This window comes from Variovorax sp. GrIS 2.14, from assembly GCF_046115955.1.
GTDB lineage: Bacteria > Pseudomonadota > Gammaproteobacteria > Burkholderiales > Burkholderiaceae_C > Variovorax.
Map to the genome: position 1 here is coordinate 14681 of NZ_JBJXIA010000004.1, position 18515 is coordinate 33195.

An 18515-nucleotide genomic window follows, 5' to 3' on the forward strand; every position below is an offset into this window, starting at 1 on the left:
GGTCGCGATGCACGTTCAGGGCATGACTTCCAGCGTGGCCGCGTAGCTCAGACGCCGTTCTTTGGCTTGCGGCACGGTGGTCTTATTGTCTTTGGTGCTGGCGTCGAGCCAGTACATGCCGGCCGTCGGCCAGGTCACGGTGAACTGACCTTTGGCGTCGGTCTTGATCTTCGTTTCCTGCAGCTTGTCTCGATACTGCGTGTTGCCGGCGGTCACCGTCACTTCGAGATCCTTGGCGGGCTCGCCGTCGAGGTTCAGCGTGAAGCTCGTCTTCTCGCCCTTGACGAGATCGGTCGGACTTCCGGTCGAGATGAGTTCCAGTCCTTGGCCGATTGGCTTCAGTAAAGATGGCTTGCCGACGGTTACGAAGGTTTCGATGCGGCCCGACGATTGCGAGATTATCACATCGGTCGCGTCGGCCGGAACTTCCTTGGCGATGGTTTCCGCCGTACCACGCGCCCGTTTTTGCGCACCGGCCTTGTCTTTCCAGGAAGCGAACGCGCCGGAATTGATGACTGCAATGCGGTAAGTGCCCGGCTGCGCCACAGCGACGTCGAACACGGTGCGTTGCTTGAGCTTGGCTTCGCTCTCAGGTTTGATCGTGCTGCCGTCCGGCGCTGTGATCAAAAGGCCGTCAAGACGCAGCGGAGCGTGGTTGGCGACAAACAGATCGTTCGACACGGCAGCATCGATGCTGACGACGTCGGCCTTTGAAAAGACAGTGGTCGAAGGCAGTAACCAGGCGTTGTGCGCTTGGGCCGTGCCGAGCACGGCGGTAAGGGCGAGGGCTGTGGCGGTGGTCGAGAGAACGGAAATTTTCATAGCTGACTCCGGTGACTGAGAGTGGATCGATCAATCTTGCCGTTTGCCCGGATCACGGTTTGAGTTGAAGAGTAATTTCGCCCAGCTCTTCCTTGCCCGTTGCCACCATGGGCTGTGAGGAATTCGGCGGCCACTGGAACGGGATGCTCACGACTTCGCGCCCACCGGCTTCGCGTGCGGCTTCGACCACCAGCTTGTATGAGCCCGCAGCGAGCTTGGGCATCGCACCCGTGCCTTCGGTGAAGTTGAGTTGTTGTTTGCCGACCGGCTTGGTGGCGCCCGTGATGCCGTCGGCAGGCACTGCGAGCTCTCGACCACCGCGGCGCCACCACCGGCGCAGATCTTTCAGCCACTTGGTGCCTTCGCCTTCGGGGTTGTTGGTCTTGGTGCGCACGTCGTACCAGACCGCGAGCGTGGTTTCGAGCGAATTGTCGGCACGTTCGATCCACGCGGCAACGTAAGGGCGGTGGTATTCCGACCCGCTAAGGCGCGGCACCTCGATGTTCATGCCCAAGCCGCCAGCGAGGGCCGGGGCGGCGAACAGGACCGAAGCGGTGAGCGGGGCCAGGGCATAGCGAAGTTGCACGTAAAACCTCTTGGAAAGGAGTCAATGAATAAAGAGCAGCGCAAGCACCACAGGAATGACGAAGCCCATGCCGACCATCGGCCAGGTGAACGGTCGGTTGCCCGCGTGCATCTTTAGAATGAACAGGCCGGTGATCGAGAAGACCAACGCGGCGCCTGCAAAAATGTCGATGAACCAGCTCCACGCTTTTCCGGTGTTGCGGCCTTTATGGAGATCGTTCAGATAGGAGAGCCAGCCTCGGTCGGTGCGCTCGTATTCGGCATCGCCGTCGGTAAGGCTGACACGCAACCACGCATCGCCACCGGGACGGGGCAGCGATAGATAGATCTCGTCATCGGACCATTCGGCGTCGCGGCCTGAGGTGTCGACCGCAAACTGTTTCTGTAGCCATGAATGCAGTTCGACCGGCATGGGCGCTCTGCCTTTGCTCGCTTTATCTGCCTTAACTACCGCGGTTCTACTTTCAAGCCTGGACTGCAGTGCCGCGTCGAGCTTCGCGTGGCGATTGGTGACGGCCGGCTTGGCTTCGATCTGGCCTGCGTGGTTAAGGGTGAAGCCAGTCACACTGAAAAGAATCAACCCGATCAGGCACATCGCCGAACTCACCCAGTGCCACTCGTGCAGTTTCTTGAGCCAGTAGGCGCGTCGACGGTTGTCAGTGGCGGAGGAGGGGGCTGCTGCTGTCATCGGAGGTCGCAATTCTATCCTCACAAATGAGAATGAATACTATTTCCGACAGCCGTTGGAGGCAGGTCTGTGGTGGGGAGAATGGCCCGCATAGCCCCGCCTGATTGCCAGCGGAGCTATCGAATAGATAGCAAGGTAGCTTGGGTAAGCGGCAGGTAAAGCCAAAAAACAAAGCGGGGCCGAGGCCCCGCATTGTTTGTCAAGACAATGCTGCCTTATTCGTGTTGGCCCATCTGGCTCTGCAGGTAATTTTGTAGTCCAACCTTGCCGACCAGATCGATCTGCGTTTCAAGAAAATCAATGTGCTCCTCGGTGTCGTCGAGGATTTTCTGCAGCAGATCACGCGAGACATAGTCGCGTATCAATTCGCAATGTGCGATGCCGGCCTTAATGGTCGCTTGCGCTGCGGTTTCTGCACCGAGGTCGCACTTCAACAGCTCTGGTACGTCTTCGCCAATATTGAGCTTGCCGAGGTCCTGCAGATTGGGCAAGCCGTCGAGCATGAAGATGCGGTCCATCAGCCAGTCGGCATGCTTCATCTCGCCGATCGATTCTTCGTATTCTTTCTTGGCCAGCTTGTCCAGACCCCAATGCTTGAGCATGCGGTAGTGCAGGAAATACTGGTTGATTGCAGTGAGCTCGTTTTTAAGCTGAGCCTGCAGGTGTTCGATGACTTGTGGGTCGCCCTTCATGATCTTTTCCTTGTTCTGAAGGGGGGATTGTCAGAGGTTGAAGCCCGTCGGGGCAAGCAATTCCATGCTCAGGCGGTCTGCATGCGTGTGATGTTGATACACGTTCGCGTTGGCGGCCCGGCTGGCGTAGCGTCGCCTTCAAATTTCATAGCGTTATGCAATGCTTTCAATAGCATTGGACTATTGAAATCACTTTATTGGTAGTTATACTAACTGATCATTTTTTCACAAGCTACTAAGGAAATCCAGCATGTCTCTGATCAACACCGAAATCGTCCCCTTCAAGACGCAGGCCTATCTCAATGGCAAGTTCATCGAGGTTTCCAACGACACGCTCAAGGGCAAATGGTCGGTCCTGATCTTCATGCCGGCTGCGTTCACGTTCAACTGCCCGACCGAAGTCGAAGACGCGGCTGACAACTATCCTGAGTTTCAGAAGCTGGGCGCAGAGGTTTACATCGTGACCACCGACACCCACTTCTCACACAAGGTTTGGCACGACACTTCGCCTGCCGTTGGCAAGGCCAAGTTCCCGCTGGTAGGTGACCCGACGCATGTGCTCGCCAAGGGATTCGATGTATATATCGAAGAAGAAGGCTTGGCTTTGCGCGGTACCTTCGTGGTCAACCCGGCCGGCATCATCAAGACTGCTGAAGTGCACTCCAACGAAATCGCCCGAGATGTGAAGGAAACACTGCGCAAGCTCAAGGCCGCTGTGTACACCGCTGCACATCCAAATGAAGTCTGCCCCGCCAAATGGAACGAAGGCGACAAGACCATTGCGCCATCTTTCGACCTCGTCGGCAAGATTTAAGCACCAACCTGCGCCCGAGCCCGGGCGCGCTTGCTCCCGGGCTTTTTTGTTTCTACAGAAGTTCGTTCTTAAAGAAGTGAATTCGTCATGCTCGACACCGCCACCAAAGCCCAACTGAAAAGTTATCTCGAACGTGCGACGCAGCCGATCGAAATCGTCGCCTCGCTGGACGACAGCAATGCCTCGGGTGAGCTGTTGTCGTTGCTGAAGGACGTCGCTGAATCGTCCCCGCTCGTCAAGCTGACCGAGAGCCGCGACGACAGCCATCGCAAACCCTCTTTCTCGGTGAATCGCCCGAGCGAGAACCACGGTCCGCGTTTTGCCGGCTTGCCGATGGGCCACGAGTTCACGTCGCTGATCCTGGCCCTATTGCAGATCGGCGGCTATCCCCCCAAGGTCGAGCAAGCCATCCTCGACCAGATCAAGGCGCTCGACGGCGATTTCGAATTCGAGATTTACGTTTCGCTGACTTGCCACAACTGCCCCGACGTCGTGCAGGCACTCAATTTGATGGCGGTGCAGAACCCGCGCATCCGCACCACGATGATCGAGGGCGGCACCTTCCAGGACGAAGTCAAGGAGCGCCAGATCATGGCCGTGCCGACCGTGTTCCTGAACGGCACCGAGTTCGGCCAGGGCCGCATGACGCTCGAGGAAATTCTCGCCAAGATCGACACCAGCGGCGTGGAGCGTGAAGCGAAGAAGATCGACGCCAAGGACCCGTTCGACGTGCTGATCGTCGGTGGCGGACCGGCTGGTGCCGCTGCCGCGGTGTACGCAGCGCGCAAAGGTATTCGCACTGGCGTTGCATCCGAGCGATTCGGAGGTCAGGTGCTCGACACCCTGGGCATCGAAAACTTCATTTCTATCAAAGAAACCGAAGGCCCGAAGTTTGCCCACGCACTCGAGGAGCACGTTCGCAATTACGACGTCGACATCATGAATTTGCAGCGCGCCAAGGCGCTGGTGCCAGGAAAGGAATTCATCGAGGTTCAGCTGGAAAGCGGTGCGTCGCTGAAGAGCCGGTCAATCATCATTTCAACGGGCGCTCGCTGGCGCAACATCAACGTGCCCGGTGAGCACGAATTCAAGAACAAGGGTGTGGCTTACTGCCCGCACTGCGACGGCCCGCTCTTCAAGGGCAAGCGCGTTGCGGTGATCGGCGGCGGCAATTCGGGCGTTGAAGCGGCCATCGATTTGGCGGGTATCGTCGGTCATGTGACCCTCATCGAGTTCGACACGGCACTGCGCGCAGATGCAGTGCTCGTGCGCAAGCTGATGAGCCTGAAAAACGTCGAGGTCTTCACCAATGCGCAGACCACGGAGATCACCGGCGACCAAAAGGTCAATGGTCTGCTCTACAAGGATCGCGTATCGGGTGAATTGCGCACGGTCGCGCTCGAAGGTGTCTTCATCCAGATCGGCCTCGTGCCGAACACCGATTGGCTCAAGGGCGTGGTCGAACTGTCGAAGCACGGCGAAATCATCGTCGACGCACGGGGCCAGACTTCGGTGCCCGGCGTGTTCGCTGCCGGCGATGCAACGACGGTGCCGTTCAAGCAGATCATCATCGCCGCAGGTGATGGTGCAAAGGCTGCGCTCAGTGCGTTCGATCACCTGATTCGAACGACGGCACCGGTCGAGGAAGAATCTGCGCAACCGAAGGTCGCTGTCGCCGCCTGAATGCGACAAGCACTCCTAGTAGGAAGCGCGGCGGTCTGAGCGGCTAATAGACGAGTCGTTCGGGCCGCAGTTCCTGAAGGATCGTGGTCGCGATTTCTTCGATCGACTTGGTGGTGGTCGACAGCCAGCGAACGCCAGCACGCCGCATCATCGCCTCGGCTTCACTTACTTCGTGCCGGCAGTTCTCGAGGCTTGCGTAACGTGAGTTCGGTCGGCGCTCATTGCGGATTTCAGCGAGGCGCTCGGGCTGGATCGTGAGCCCGAACATCTTCTTGCGATGAGGCAGTAGCGCTGGCGGCAGTTGGCGCCGGTCGAAGTCTTCCGGAATCAGCGGGTAGTTGGCGGCTTTGAGGCCATGCTGCATGGCCAGATAGAGCGACGTCGGCGTCTTTCCGCTTCGGCTCACACCGACCAGAATGACATCCGCGCCTTCGAGGTCGCGATTGCTCTGGCCATCGTCGTGGGCCAAGCTGAAGTCGATCGCTGCGATTCGAGCGGTGTATTCCTTGCTCTTGCTTACATCGCTGAAGCGCCCGATGCGGTGATTGGACTTGACGCCCAGCTCGATCTCCAGTGGGCGCACGAAGGTGCCAAACATGTCGAGCAGCATGCCCTTGCTGCCGGTTTCAATCACCTCGAGCACCTCCATGTTCGCCATGGTGGTGAAGACGATCGGCCGTACGCCCTCGATCTCCGCCGTATGGTTGATTTGCCTGACAGCCTGGTGCGCCTTGTCGACCGTGTCGGTAAAGGGCAGCCGAACGTGGCGCGGCTTCATTTCGAACTGGGCCAGAACGGCGTTGCCGAAGGTTTCGGCAGTGATGCCGGTGCCGTCGGAGATGAAGAAAACGGTACGGGTTTGCATGATCTGCGGCCTTGTCCTGCGGCGCGTACAACGGTGCCACGCCTACAATTCGGCCCATTATCGGGAATCTGCTTCCCGCTCTCCACACATCCCATGCAGAACGCCTACGCACCCAGAGCAACGAGAACGATCGTGCTGAGTCGACTGCATGCGGCACCGGTTTTAACTTCTGGAGCTTTCCCATGTCTGAACTATTCGAAGCGACCGCCCTGGTCGTACCGTTCGAGAATCTGAGAATGACCGACGTCGAGTCGGTGGGCGGCAAGAACGCCAGTCTCGGCGAGATGATTTCGCAGTTGCCTCAAGGCGTGCGCGTACCGACCGGTTTTGCGACCACGGCCCACGCCTTCCGCGAGTTCCTGGCCCATGACGGACTGGCCGGCAAGATCAGCGCTGTGCTCGCCAAGCTCGACACTGAAGACGTTCGCGAGCTGGCCAAGGTCGGCGCGGAGATCCGGTCGATGGTCGAAGCTCAGCCATTTCCCGACAACTTGCAGAGAGCCATCGGCGACGCCTTTGCCACGCTGAGCGCGGGCAACCCGCAAGCCAGCTTTGCCGTGCGTTCGTCGGCAACGGCCGAAGACTTGCCCGATGCTTCCTTCGCTGGACAGCAAGAAACCTTTCTCAACGTGGTCGGTGTCGAAGACGTGCTGCACAAGATGAAGGAAGTGTTTGCCTCCCTCTACAACGACCGTGCGATCAGCTACCGCGTGCACAAGGGATTTGCCCATGACGTGGTGGCGCTGTCGGCTGGCGTGCAACGCATGGTGCGTTCTGACCTGGGCGCGGCGGGCGTGATGTTCACCATCGACACCGAGTCTGGCTTCGAAGACGTGGTGTTCATCACTTCGAGTTATGGGTTGGGTGAAACGGTGGTGCAGGGCGCCGTCAATCCCGACGAGTTCTACGTGCACAAGCCGACCTTGCGTGCCGGCAAGCGCGCGGTGATCCGCCGCAACCTCGGCTCGAAGCTGATCCAGATGGAATTCGCCAGCGCCGATGAGAAAAAGGCGAGCGGCAAGTTGGTCAAGACGACCGACGTGCCTACCGAACAGCGCAACCGCTATTCGCTGACCGATGCCGACGTCGAGCAACTCGCCAGGTACGCGCTGGTCATCGAAGAGCACTACGGTCGCCCGATGGACATCGAGTGGGGCAAGGACGGCACCGACGGCCATCTGTACATTCTGCAAGCGCGGCCTGAAACAGTGAAGAGCCAGCAGCAAGGCAAAGCCGAGCAACGGTACAAGCTGCTGGGCAAGGGTGCCGTGCTGGCCGAAGGCCGCGCGATCGGCCAGAAGATCGGCACGGGGCCAGTTCGCCTTGTCTACAACATCAGCGAGATGGACAAGGTCCAGGCTGGCGACGTGCTCGTGACCGACATGACCGACCCCAACTGGGAGCCGGTCATGAAGCGCGCAGCCGCCATCGTGACCAATCGCGGCGGGCGCACCTGCCACGCCGCCATCATTGCGCGCGAGCTCGGCATTCCGGCCGTCGTTGGCTGCGGGGACGCGACGGATCTGCTGAAAGAAGGAACACTCGTCACTGTGAGTTGCGCGGAAGGCGATACCGGCTTCATCTACGACGGCTTGCTCGAAACCGAAGTGACCGAGGTCGAGCGCGGCACGATGCCGGACATCGATCTGAAGATCATGATGAACGTCGGTAACCCGCAGCTTGCTTTCGACTTTGCGCAACTCCCGAACCATGGGGTCGGGTTGGCGCGGCTCGAGTTCATCATCAACAACAACATCGGCGTGCACCCTAAGGCGATCCTCGACTATCCCAACGTCGACAACGACTTGAAGAAGGCCGTCGAATCGGTGGCGCGAGGCCATGCGTCGCCACGCGCTTTTTACGTCGACAAGGTGGCCGAAGGCATCGCGACCATTGCCGCAGCCTTTTGGCCCAAGCCTGTGATCGTGCGACTGTCTGATTTCAAGTCCAACGAATACCGCAAGCTGATTGGCGGTTCGCGTTACGAGCCCGAAGAAGAGAACCCGATGCTCGGCTTCCGCGGTGCCGCTCGCTACATCAGCGACGATTTCCGCGAAGCCTTCCTGATGGAGTGCGAAGCGTTGAAGCGGGTGCGCAACGAGATGGGCCTGGTGAACGTTCAGATCATGGTGCCGTTCGTACGCACGCTGGGTCAAGCCGAGCGCGTGACCGGCCTGCTGGCAGCCGAAGGTCTAAAGCGCGGCGAGAACGACCTCAAGATCATCATGATGTGCGAAGTGCCGAGCAACGCCATCCTGGCGGATGAGTTCCTGGAGTTCTTCGACGGGTTTTCCATCGGCTCGAACGACCTGACGCAGCTGACGTTGGGGCTGGACCGCGATTCCGGCCTGGAGCTTTTGGCGGCCGACTTCGACGAGCGCGACCCGGCGGTCAAAGCCATGCTGAGCCGCGCCATCAAGGCATGTAAGGCCCAAGGAAAATATGTCGGCATTTGCGGTCAGGGTCCGAGCGACCACCCGGACTTCGCGATGTGGCTCGCTGAGCAGGGGATCGAATCCATCTCTCTCAATCCAGACAGCGTGATCGACACATGGAAGCAGCTGGCGGCCCGCTGAGCCTGCCAGGCAGCGTGCGGCTGTTGCGCCTGTGCTGCCAATTTATTCACACTGCTGACGCAATGCCCGCGTCAGTTTCGTGTAATTGCAACAAAATGCTTTTTTGATGTCAAACTCCGAAATCGACGATGAGCGTCCGGCCGTGTTGTTAGCAACCGATGCGCTGGCGGCAATCGACCATTCACTTCGGGACCATCGAAATCATGATTCTTGTCAAGACCGACTCGGGTCAGCAGGCGTTGAAGGACCGTTCGGTGCGGCTGACGCCGAGGCAGCGCTCGGCCTTCATCCTGTGCGACGGCAGGCGTTCGATCGACGACGTGCTCGCGGCCGGCATGGGAATCTCGCAAGAAGATCTCGATCACATGGTTGATTTGGGGCTGCTCGCCCTGCTCAGCGGAGTGGGTGCGCCTGCTATGGCTCGATCTGTATCGGCGGAGCCCGCTCCTGCTCCGAGCAGTCCCGCGCCTGTACAAGCAACCCAGCCGTTTTCACCCGCGCCTTTGTCGTCCCCGGCGGCCGTGCCTGCTTTTTTTGCTGCTGCCCCGTCGCAGCCAACGTCCACGCGCTCGCGCCAACAACGATATCAGGACGCTTATCCCATTGCGACGCGGCTGACCGGATCACTCGGGTTGCGCGGTTTTCGCTTGAACCTGTCGGTCGAGGGTACCTCGACGTACGACGAGCTCCTGGCATTGGCGCCGAAGATCCGTACAGCCGTTGGCGCGGACAAAGCCGCTGAACTCGACCGCGCTCTCGAAGGCTGATGCAGGCACTCGAAGTGCGTCGTTGGCGGGCTGACTGCTATAATCATCGGCTTTGCCTTGCCACACCGCGTCCGACGCTGCGGGTGGCTTTCCCCTCGTTTCGAGGAAAATCCCACAAGGAGTGCTATGCGTCACTATGAAATCATCCTGCTAATCCATCCGGATCAAAGCGAACAAGTTCCGGCCATGCTGGAGCGCTACAAGGGTCTCATCACGACCGGTGGCGGCAAGATCCACCGCGTCGAAGACTGGGGCCGTCGCCAACTGGCTTATCAGATCAACAAGCTTAGCAAGGCTCACTACCTGTGCGTCAACATCGAAGCTGAGCAAACCGTGATGGCAGAACTCGAACACGCGTTCAAGTTCAACGACGCCGTGCTGCGCCACCTGACCGTGGTCAAGAAGAAGGCCGATACCGGTCCTTCGTCGATGATGAAGACGGTCGAGCGCGAAGAGGCTCGCAAGGCCCAACAAGCCGAGTACGCGAACAACAACAACTGATAGTGTGACGGTGACCGACAAAGCGGTCGCGGCCAATCAGCTCCTGCTGACAGCCGTGGTCGCCGAACTCGGTGCCTTGCGATTCACGCCATCCGGCTTGCCCGCCATTGATCTTCGACTCGACCATGAGTCGAAGATCGAAGAAGCAGGGCAGGCTAGGCAGGTGAAGGCGGCTTTGAAGGCCGTGGCGTTCGGAACAACCGCCGAGCGACTCGCAAGTCAGGCGTTGGGAAGTCTCTGGCGATTTCAGGGCTTTCTGGCGACTCCCGGCAACGGTAAGCATCCCGTACTGCACATCCAGGATTTTCAGCAAGATTAATTTTCGAGAGGTCCCATCATGGCCACGTTCAAGAAATTCAATAAAGACAAGCGTCCGAAGCGCAACACCCAGTCGCTGCTGTTCAAGCGCAAGCGTTTCTGCCGCTTTACCGTCGCGAATGTCGAAGAGATCGACTACAAGGACATCGACACCCTGCGCGATTTCATCAGCGAAAACGGCAAGATCATTCCCGCACGACTGACGGGCACCCGCGCGATTTATCAGCGCCAGCTCAACACCGCGATCAAGCGTGCACGCTTCCTCGCAATGGTGCCGTACAGCGACCAGCACCGCGTCTAAGGAGTTCGACACCATGCAAATCATTCTTCTGGACAAGATCGTCAACGTCGGCGCCCTTGGCGATATCGTCAAGGTCAAGGACGGCTACGCACGTAACTTCCTGATTCCGTCGGGCCGCGCTCGTCGCGCCACTGAAACCAACAAGGCCGAATTCGCCGCCAAGCGCGCCGATCTCGAAAAAGCGGCGGCTGCCAAGCTCGCGGAATCGCAGGCCCAAGGCGAAAAGCTCGGCGGCACGGCCATCAAGCTCACGCAAAAAGCTGGCGTCGACGGTCGTTTGTTCGGCTCGGTCACCAACGGCGATATCGCCGAAGAGTTGAACAAGCAGGGCTACAAGGTTGCCAAGTCGCAAGTGCGTATGCCCAACGGTCCAATCAAGGTTGTCGGTGACAGCACTGTGAGCGTGGCGCTCCACACTGATGTGGTGGTGGACATCACCGTGACGGTGTACGGCGAAACCGCCTGATCCAGACCTGAAACCAGGTCGATGGAGCGCACAGAGGTGCGCTGCTGCGAAAGCCGCCTCCGGGCGGCTTTTTCTTTGTCCCGTCGACGGTCACCCAGCTTTTCCCATGTTGTTCAGCGCCTGTGCACAGGGTTTTGCACAGCAGATACACAGCACATGCACAGCGTTGTGCATGGACGCTGCGCCCGTCGTGGGCGTAGCATGCCGTTCCAATTCGAGGCTCCATGTCCGCTGTTTTTTCTTTCGCCGAAAACGATTCTTCCGACCGTCAGGTTGCGCAACTTCGCATCCCGCCGCATTCCATCGAAGCGGAGTCGAGCGTGCTCGGCGGCCTGCTGCTCGACAACAACGCATGGGACCGGATGGGCGACCTGCTGGTCGACAGTGACTTCTATCGCTATGAGCACAAGCTGATCTACGCGTCGGTCGGCGCACTCATCAATGCGACCAAGCCGGCGGACGTGATCACCGTCTACGAGCACTTGCAGAACCTCGGCAAGGCCGACGAAATCGGTGGTCTCGTCTATCTGAATTCGCTCGCGCAATACGTCCCGAGCGCGAGCAACATCCGACGCTATGCGGAGATCGTTCGCGAGCGCTCGATCTTGCGCAAGCTGGTTTCGGCCAGCGACGAGATCGCCACCAACGCCTTCAATACGCAAGGCAAAGCCGTCGACAAAATCCTAGACGAGGCCGAGCAAAAGATCTTCAACATCGGCGAGGAAGGCTCGCGCATGAAACAGGGTTTCCAGGGGATGGATTCCCTGGTGGTCGAACTGCTCGATCGCGTGACCGAGATGGCAGACAACCCGAACGACATCACGGGCGTGCCGACCGGCTTTGTGGACCTCGACCGGATGACCTCAGGCTTTCAGGCGGGCGACATGATCGTGCTGGCCGCTCGCCCTTCGATGGGCAAGACCGCCCTGGCGATCAATATTGCCGAGCACGTTGCGCTCAACGAAGGCCTGCCTGTCGCGGTGTTTTCGATGGAAATGGGTGCCTCGCAACTTGCGGTGCGGATCGTCGGTTCCATCGGCCGCATCGACCAGACGCATCTGCGCACCGGCAAGCTGACCGACGAAGAGTGGCCGCGCTTGACCGAAGCCATCGAGAAACTGCGAAACATCTCGCTTCATATCGACGATACGCCGGGCCTCACGACAAGTGAACTGCGCGCCAACGCGCGGCGGCTGGCCCGCACCTGCGGACAGCTGGGCCTGATCGTTGTCGACTACCTGCAGCTCATGAGCGTCTCGACATCGATGAGCGATGAAAATCGTGCCACTGCGGTGGGCGAAATCTCTCGCGGTTTGAAGATGCTCGCCAAGGAACTGAAGTGCCCCGTGATCGCGCTGTCGCAGTTGAGTCGCGGTGTTGAAAGCCGCACCGACAAGCGTCCGATGATGAGCGACTTGCGCGAGTCGGGCGCCATCGAGCAGGACGCTGACGTGATCATGTTCATCTACCGCGACGACTACTACAACAAGGACTCGAAAGAGCCGGGCGTTGCAGAAGTGATCATCAGCAAACAACGAAACGGGCCAACCGGCACCATCAAGCTTGCGTTCCTGAAACCGATCACCAAGTTCGAGAGTCTGGCGAGCGGCGGCGGGTACGAGTACTAGCGCGGCACCGTATCAACCTGCAGGCGTCGCAACATCTCGGCAAGAGTCGGTGATGCTGACGCACACCTCCTGACAACATCATTGCAACGAGTTTTTTTGTAGACGAAAAAGCCCGCGCAACCATCGGCAGCGCGGGCTCTTTCGGTGATGCACTTTCGCCTAGAGCACTTCGCTGGCGAAGTCCGCGAGTCGCGAACGCTCGCCGCGCGCTAGCGTGATGTGGCCGCCGTGCGGCCATCCCTTGAACTTGTCGACTGCGAAAGTCAGACCCGACGAGCCTTCGGTCAGGTACGGCGTATCGATCTGCGCGAGGTTGCCCATGCAGATGATCTTGGTGCCCGGTCCGGCTCGGGTGATGAGCGTCTTCATCTGCTTGGGCGTCAGGTTCTGTGCCTCGTCGACGATCACGTACCTGTTCAGAAACGTCCGCCCGCGCATGAAGTTCATGCTCTTGATCTTGATGCGGCTGCGGATCAGCTCATTGGTGGCAGCGCGGCCCCACTCGCCGGCACCGCCGCCATCGCCCTTGGCCAGGAACTCGAGGTTGTCGTCCAGTGCACCCATCCACGGGCCCATCTTTTCTTCTTCGGTGCCCGGCAAAAAGCCGATGTCTTCGCCCACGCTTACCGTGGCTCGAGTCATGATGATCTCGGTGTAGCGCCGATCGTCGAGCACCTGCGTGAGGCCCGACGCCAGCGCCATCAGTGTCTTGCCCGTGCCGGCGGTACCGGTCAACGTGACGAAGTCGATGTCCGGGTCCATCAGCAGGTTCATCGCGAAGTTTTGCTCGCGGTTGCGGGTTGCCACGCCCCACACCGCGTTCTTGCCGGAACTGTAGTCCTTGAGCGTCTTGAGCACCGCGGTCTTCTCCCGGATTTCAGTCACGCGCGCGTACATGCTCGGCTCGCCGGGCGCCTCGAAGTACACGAACTGGTTGATGTACAGGTTGGGCACGATGGGGCCACTGATGCGATAGAAGGTCGTGCTGCCGCTCTGCCAGCTTTCGACCGTCTTGCTCTGACGCGTCCAGAAGTCGAGCGGCAGGGCGAAGGAGCCGGCGTACAAAAGGTCGCCGTCTTCGAGCGTCTTGTCGTTCTGGTAATCATCGACCGCAAGGCCCAATGCGCGCGCCTTGACGCGCATGTTGATGTCCTTCGACACCAGGACCACTTCCTGCTTCGGTCGACCTGGTGCGTCCTGCGAATAGAGGTCGCGCAGCGCCTGCACCACACCCAGGATCTGGTTGTCCGCCTTGCCTTGTGGCAGGCTGGTCGGCAGCGAGTAATCGAGTGGCGCCGTCTGAAAGAACAGCTTGCCACCCGCACCCCGATGGCCGGTGGCGTCGAGCTTCAGCCCCTTGGTGATATCGGCATCCTTGGCGCCGGCCAGTGCGTCCAGCGTGCGGCTGGTCTGGCGGCCATTGCGCGCGACTTCGGTCGTGCCTTTCTTGTGACCGTCCAGCTCTTCGAGCACGATCATCGGCAGGAAAATGTCGTGCTCTTCGAAGCGAAACAGACACATTGGATCGTGCAGAAGCACGTTGGTGTCCAGCACGAACAGCTTGGCCGGGCCTGATGACTTTGCGCGGCGCGGCCGCGCGCTGTCCTGCGGTGCGCGCTCTGGCCGCGCACGTGTTACCGGCCCGGGCGCAGGCGCAGGCGCTGGCGTCTGAGCCGGCGAAGGCGTGCGTTCGGCCCTGGCTTGCGTCGGTTCGGGTGACAGTTCCGCACTGACGACGGGACGTGGCTTCGTCTCAATTTGCTGGGCCGGTCCGGTGTTGGCCCCGCCGCCTGCGTCGGCAGGGCGGCGATCTAACAATTCCAGCGGCTGCGTGCCGGCGACCGGCGCTTCGTCAGCGTGGCGGCCGCCACCGCGTCGGGGCGCCTTTTGCGATGAATGCGCCGGCGCGTCGAGCGCGTCGGGAGAGAGCAGGGCGGCGCGTTTCGTAGGGGCAGGAGGCAAGGGCATGTGGAAGTTCGCTCGCAGGATAGGGGGAACCAGAAAACGAAAAAGCCGCCTTAAGGCCAAGGCGGCTTTGTTCGAGGAATGCGGTCGTGGAGCTCAACGGCATGAGGTCATTATGCACACCACGGATGACGCATCCGAAGCCGTTCGTGTTGCGGCTGCAACAGTCAAACAGCGACGAATCGCATTTTCATGCGGCTTTTTTCAGGGCCTTAACGGCCTTGAGCACGTCGTCGACATGGCCTGGAACCTTGAGGCCGCGCCATTCGGCCTTCAGAATGCCATCGGCGCCGATCAGGAAGGTGCTGCGCTCGATGCCCTTGACCTTCTTGCCGTACATGATCTTGTTCTTGACCACGCCGAACATGTGGCACATCTTCTCTTCGGTGTCGGCGATCAGTTCGAAAGGAAGCTCGAGCTTGGCCTTGAACTCGTCATGCGATTTCATGTTGTCGCGGGACACGCCAAACACAGTGGCACCAGCCTTCACGAAGTCCTTGAACCGGTCGCGGAACTGCATTGCTTCAGTCGTGCAACCAGGGGTGTTGTCTTTGGGGTAGAAGTACATCACCAGTACATGACCGAAATGCGAAGTGTTCGAAACCTTGAGGCCACCAGTGGCATTGGCATCGAATTCAGGGATGGGTTTGTTGACAACGATCGCCATGAAACTTGTTTTCTCCGTTGGGTTTCACTTGCGAGCACACTCGTCGAAGTGAAGGATTGGTCGTTGCTAACTGAGGGCAGCTCGCCGTGTCGCAACCCGCGATTTTACCCCGAAAAGAGAACTATCCGGCACCGTCGGGCGGCTCGACCAGCAGGGCGGCCACCACGTGGCGCCCTTCACCGGCCAGGATGTTGTAGGTGCGACAGGCAGCGGGAGTGTCCATCGTCTCGACGCCGGTGCGCTTTGCCATCAACGGCTGAAGCCACGCCGCTTGCGGGAACCGGATGCGCTTGCCGCTGCCGAAAATGATGAGCTCGGCCCCCAGCGCAGCGAGTTGGGCAAAGTGCTCGGCACCAATCTGGTCAAAGCTGGTGCAGCCCCACTCGAAGCGCTCGCCGCGCGAGCCCACCACGATGCTGCCCTCGACTTTTTCATTGTTGATCGCGACCCAGCCAGGGCCGTGCGCGGTGAGAGTCTGAACGTCGGATTTATCGGGCTGGAGCTTCATCTGGCGGGGGTGCGAACTGTGGTCAAATTATAGGTTTTCTCCAGTGACACGAGGCCCCGCAGGGCCTTTCGAGCAACCCGCCCGGGAGGGCTTTCCGTTTTGAAGCAAATCAAGAAATCGGCCAAGCTGGCCAACGTTCTCTACGACATCCGCGGTCCAATCATGGACGCCGCCAAGCAGATGGAAGAAGAGGGCCAGAAGATCATCAAGCTCAACATCGGCAACCTCGCCATGTTCGGCTTCGACGCACCTGAGGAGGTGCAGCAAGACATGATCCGCAATCTGCCGGCGTCGGCGGGTTATTCGGACAGCAAGGGCATCTTCGCAGCGCGCAAGGCGGTGATGCACGAAACGCAAAAGCAGGGCATCGCCGGCGTCACGCTCGACGACATCTATCTGGGCAACGGCGCAAGCGAGCTCATTGCCATGGCCACCAACGCACTGCTGAACGATGGCGACGAGCTGTTGCTGCCGGCGCCGGACTATCCGCTATGGACTGCGGTGTCGAGCTTGTCGGGCGGTACGCCGGTGCACTACCTGTGCGACGAAGCGAACGGCTGGATGCCCGATCTGGACGACCTGCGTTCCAAGATCACGCCGCGCACCAAGGGCATCGTCGTCATCAACCCGAACAACCCGACCGGCGCACTTTATTCCGACGAGATTCTGAAGGCCATCGTCGACATCGCGCGTGAGCATGGCCTGGTGCTGCTGGCCGACGAGGTCTACGACAAAGTGTTGTACGACGGCGTCAAGCACACCGCCATTGCCAGCCTGAGCACCGACGTGCTCACGCTCACCTTCAACTCGCTCTCCAAGAGCTATCGCTCGTGCGGCTACCGCGCAGGGTGGCTGGTGGTGTCGGGCGACAAGAAGGAGGCGCTCGACTACATCGAGGGGCTCAACATGCTCTCCAACATGCGGCTGTGCGCCAATGTGCCGGGCCAGTGGGCGATTCAAACCGCTCTCGGCGGCTACCAGAGCATCAACGATCTGGTGGGCAAGGGAGGGCGCCTGCGCCGCCAGCGCGACATGGCGTACGAGCTGATCACCGCCATTCCCGGCGTGACCTGCGTGAAGCCGGTGGCTGCGCTCTACATGTTTCCCAAGCTCGACCCGAAGGTCTACCCGATCGACGACGACCGGATTTTCTTTCTCGAGTTGCTGAAGGAAACCAAGGTGATGCTGGTGCAAGGAACCGGCTTCAACTGGGCCACGCCAGACCATTTCCGCATCGTGTTTTTGCCGCATGAAGAAGACCTGCGCGAAGCGATCAACCGCATCGCCAAGTTTCTCGAACGCTACCGCACGCGCAACGCCTGATTTTTCGACGAGATTTCCAAGAATGAAACCCATCCAAGTAGGCCTGCTCGGCATCGGCACGGTAGGCAGCGGCACCTTCAAGGTGCTTGAGCGCAACCAGCAAGAAATCAAACGCCGGGCCGGCCGCGGTATCGAGATCACGATGGTGGCCGACCTCGACACCGAGCGCGCCAAAGCCGTCGTCGGCGACGCCGTGCAGGTCGTGAACCATGCGCGCGCCGTCATCGCCAATCCGGACATCGACATCGTGGTCGAACTCATCGGCGGCTACGGCGTTGCAAGGCAACTCGTGCTCGAGGCCATTTCGGCCGGCAAGCACGTGGTCACCGCCAACAAGGCGCTGCTCGCAGTGCACGGCACCGAGATTTTTGCGGCTGCACACGCCAAGGGCGTGATGGTCGCTTTCGAAGCCGCAGTCGCAGGCGGCATCCCTATCATCAAGGCGCTGCGCGAAGGGCTCACTGCCAACAGCATCCAGTGGATTGCCGGGATCATCAACGGCACGACCAACTTTATTCTGTCGGAGATGCGAGACAAAGGTCTCGACTTTGCAACTGCGCTGCAGGATGCGCAACGCCTCGGCTACGCAGAAGCCGACCCGACCTTCGATATCGAAGGAGTCGACGCGGCGCACAAGGTCACGCTGATGAGCGCGATCGCTTTCGGCATTCCGGTGCAGTTCGACAAGGCGCACGTCGAGGGCATCACCAAGCTGTCCGCGCAAGACATCAAGTACGCCGAACAACTCGGCTACCGGATCAAGCTGCTCGGCATCACCAAGCGCATGCCCAACGGCATCGAGCTGCGCGTACACCCGAGTCTGGTGCCGTCGAAGCGCCTTCTGGCGAACGTCGAAGGCGCGATGAACGCCGTGCTGGTCAACGGCGATGCGGTGGGCAACACGCTGTACTACGGCAAGGGCGCGGGCAGCGAGCCTACCGCCAGTGCGGTGATCGCCGACCTGGTCGACATCACGCGCCTGCACACGGCCGACGCCGCGCACCGCGTGCCGCATCTGGCTTTCCATCCCGACGCGATGAGCGACCTCAAGGTGCTGCCGATGACCGAAGTCGTCACCAGCTACTACCTGCGCCTGCGCGTGGCCGATCAGGCCGGCGTGCTCGCCAAGGTAACCGGCCTGCTGGCGACCGCCGATATCAGCATCGACGCCGTGCTGCAGCGCGAAGCCGACGAGGTGGGCGGCGAGGGCTCGACGCAAACCGACCTCATCATCCTCACGCACGACGCGCGTGAAGGCACGGTCAACGACGTGATTGCCGAGCTGCAGGCGCTGCCGACGGTGCTGGCGCCGATCGTGCGGATTCGCAAGGAAGAACTGAGCTGAT

Annotated in this window: 19 protein-coding genes; 11 read left to right on the forward strand and 8 right to left on the reverse strand. The window is 60.1% G+C overall.

Going from position 1 to position 18515, the window contains the following annotated elements; translation table 11 throughout:
- Positions 1 to 15: 15 nt before the first annotated feature.
- From RCH10_RS08230 to bfr, 4 genes are all read right to left on the reverse strand, one after another.
- The gene (locus tag RCH10_RS08230; RefSeq protein ID WP_409052008.1) at positions 16 to 822 is read right to left on the reverse strand and encodes a DUF4198 domain-containing protein; all 807 of its coding nucleotides are present in this window, start codon (positions 820 to 822) and stop codon (positions 16 to 18) included.
- Positions 823 to 874: 52 nt separating this feature from the next.
- On the reverse strand, positions 875 to 1408 hold the full coding sequence (locus RCH10_RS08235; protein ID WP_409052009.1) for a DUF2271 domain-containing protein: 534 nt from the start codon (positions 1406 to 1408) through the stop codon (positions 875 to 877).
- Positions 1409 to 1429: 21 nt separating this feature from the next.
- Positions 1430 to 2095: a PepSY-associated TM helix domain-containing protein gene (locus RCH10_RS08240; RefSeq protein ID WP_409052010.1), complete on the reverse strand. Its 666-nt coding sequence runs from the start codon at positions 2093 to 2095 to the stop codon at positions 1430 to 1432.
- Positions 2096 to 2310: 215 nt separating this feature from the next.
- Complete coding sequence (gene bfr, locus RCH10_RS08245) at positions 2311 to 2787, reverse strand: bacterioferritin (RefSeq protein ID WP_409052011.1); 477 nt, start codon at positions 2785 to 2787, stop codon at positions 2311 to 2313.
- Positions 2788 to 3037: 250 nt separating this feature from the next.
- Between bfr and ahpC the strand changes: the two genes are divergently transcribed.
- Positions 3038 to 3601, forward strand: coding sequence for an alkyl hydroperoxide reductase subunit C (ahpC, locus tag RCH10_RS08250; protein ID WP_409052012.1), 564 nt, complete (start codon positions 3038 to 3040; stop codon positions 3599 to 3601).
- An 87-nt stretch (positions 3602 to 3688) separates the two neighbouring features.
- Entirely contained in the window at positions 3689 to 5284 is a 1596-nt protein-coding gene (gene ahpF, locus RCH10_RS08255) for an alkyl hydroperoxide reductase subunit F (RefSeq protein ID WP_409052013.1), read from the forward strand.
- A 43-nt stretch (positions 5285 to 5327) separates the two neighbouring features.
- On the opposite strand, the gene RCH10_RS08260 is transcribed toward ahpF, so the two are convergent.
- On the reverse strand, positions 5328 to 6149 hold the full coding sequence (locus tag RCH10_RS08260) for a pyruvate, water dikinase regulatory protein (RefSeq protein ID WP_187052590.1): 822 nt from the start codon (positions 6147 to 6149) through the stop codon (positions 5328 to 5330).
- Between the two features lie 182 nt (positions 6150 to 6331).
- Between RCH10_RS08260 and ppsA the strand changes: the two genes are divergently transcribed.
- The 7 genes from ppsA (at position 6332) to dnaB (ending at position 12706) form a co-directional block, all read left to right on the forward strand.
- On the forward strand, positions 6332 to 8725 hold the full coding sequence (gene ppsA, locus RCH10_RS08265) for a phosphoenolpyruvate synthase (protein ID WP_323496303.1): 2394 nt from the start codon (positions 6332 to 6334) through the stop codon (positions 8723 to 8725).
- 203 nt (positions 8726 to 8928) lie between these two features.
- The gene (locus RCH10_RS08270) at positions 8929 to 9492 is read left to right on the forward strand and encodes a hypothetical protein (protein ID WP_409052014.1); all 564 of its coding nucleotides are present in this window, start codon (positions 8929 to 8931) and stop codon (positions 9490 to 9492) included.
- A gap of 126 nt (positions 9493 to 9618) precedes the next feature.
- Positions 9619 to 9993 (forward strand): 30S ribosomal protein S6, encoded by a 375-nt coding sequence (rpsF, locus tag RCH10_RS08275; RefSeq protein ID WP_323496305.1) that lies wholly within the window; start codon positions 9619 to 9621, stop codon positions 9991 to 9993.
- Positions 9994 to 10003: 10 nt separating this feature from the next.
- The gene (gene priB / locus RCH10_RS08280) at positions 10004 to 10312 is read left to right on the forward strand and encodes a primosomal replication protein N (protein WP_323501425.1); all 309 of its coding nucleotides are present in this window, start codon (positions 10004 to 10006) and stop codon (positions 10310 to 10312) included.
- An 18-nt stretch (positions 10313 to 10330) separates the two neighbouring features.
- Positions 10331 to 10612: a 30S ribosomal protein S18 gene (rpsR, locus tag RCH10_RS08285; protein ID WP_068632397.1), complete on the forward strand. Its 282-nt coding sequence runs from the start codon at positions 10331 to 10333 to the stop codon at positions 10610 to 10612.
- A gap of 13 nt (positions 10613 to 10625) precedes the next feature.
- Positions 10626 to 11078, forward strand: coding sequence for a 50S ribosomal protein L9 (gene rplI / locus RCH10_RS08290; protein WP_409052015.1), 453 nt, complete (start codon positions 10626 to 10628; stop codon positions 11076 to 11078).
- A 224-nt stretch (positions 11079 to 11302) separates the two neighbouring features.
- The gene (gene dnaB, locus RCH10_RS08295) at positions 11303 to 12706 is read left to right on the forward strand and encodes a replicative DNA helicase (protein WP_323496307.1); all 1404 of its coding nucleotides are present in this window, start codon (positions 11303 to 11305) and stop codon (positions 12704 to 12706) included.
- Positions 12707 to 12865: 159 nt separating this feature from the next.
- Here the strand turns inward: dnaB and RCH10_RS08300 are convergent, their stop codons facing one another.
- The 3 genes from RCH10_RS08300 to RCH10_RS08310 all read right to left on the reverse strand — a co-directional run bounded on the left by RCH10_RS08300 (position 12866) and on the right by RCH10_RS08310 (position 15846).
- Positions 12866 to 14674 (reverse strand): PhoH family protein, encoded by a 1809-nt coding sequence (locus RCH10_RS08300; protein ID WP_409052016.1) that lies wholly within the window; start codon positions 14672 to 14674, stop codon positions 12866 to 12868.
- 187 nt (positions 14675 to 14861) lie between these two features.
- Positions 14862 to 15338 (reverse strand): peroxiredoxin, encoded by a 477-nt coding sequence (locus tag RCH10_RS08305; RefSeq protein WP_409052017.1) that lies wholly within the window; start codon positions 15336 to 15338, stop codon positions 14862 to 14864.
- Between the two features lie 121 nt (positions 15339 to 15459).
- Positions 15460 to 15846 (reverse strand): Mth938-like domain-containing protein, encoded by a 387-nt coding sequence (locus RCH10_RS08310; RefSeq protein WP_323496309.1) that lies wholly within the window; start codon positions 15844 to 15846, stop codon positions 15460 to 15462.
- A gap of 99 nt (positions 15847 to 15945) precedes the next feature.
- On the opposite strand from RCH10_RS08310, the gene RCH10_RS08315 reads away from it, so the two are divergent.
- Both RCH10_RS08315 and RCH10_RS08320 read left to right on the forward strand, forming a co-directional pair.
- On the forward strand, positions 15946 to 17169 hold the full coding sequence (locus RCH10_RS08315) for a pyridoxal phosphate-dependent aminotransferase (RefSeq protein ID WP_187052582.1): 1224 nt from the start codon (positions 15946 to 15948) through the stop codon (positions 17167 to 17169).
- Between the two features lie 22 nt (positions 17170 to 17191).
- Positions 17192 to 18514, forward strand: a complete 1323-nt coding sequence (locus RCH10_RS08320; RefSeq protein ID WP_409052018.1) for a homoserine dehydrogenase — start codon at positions 17192 to 17194, stop codon at positions 18512 to 18514.
- Position 18515: the final 1 nt, after the last annotated feature.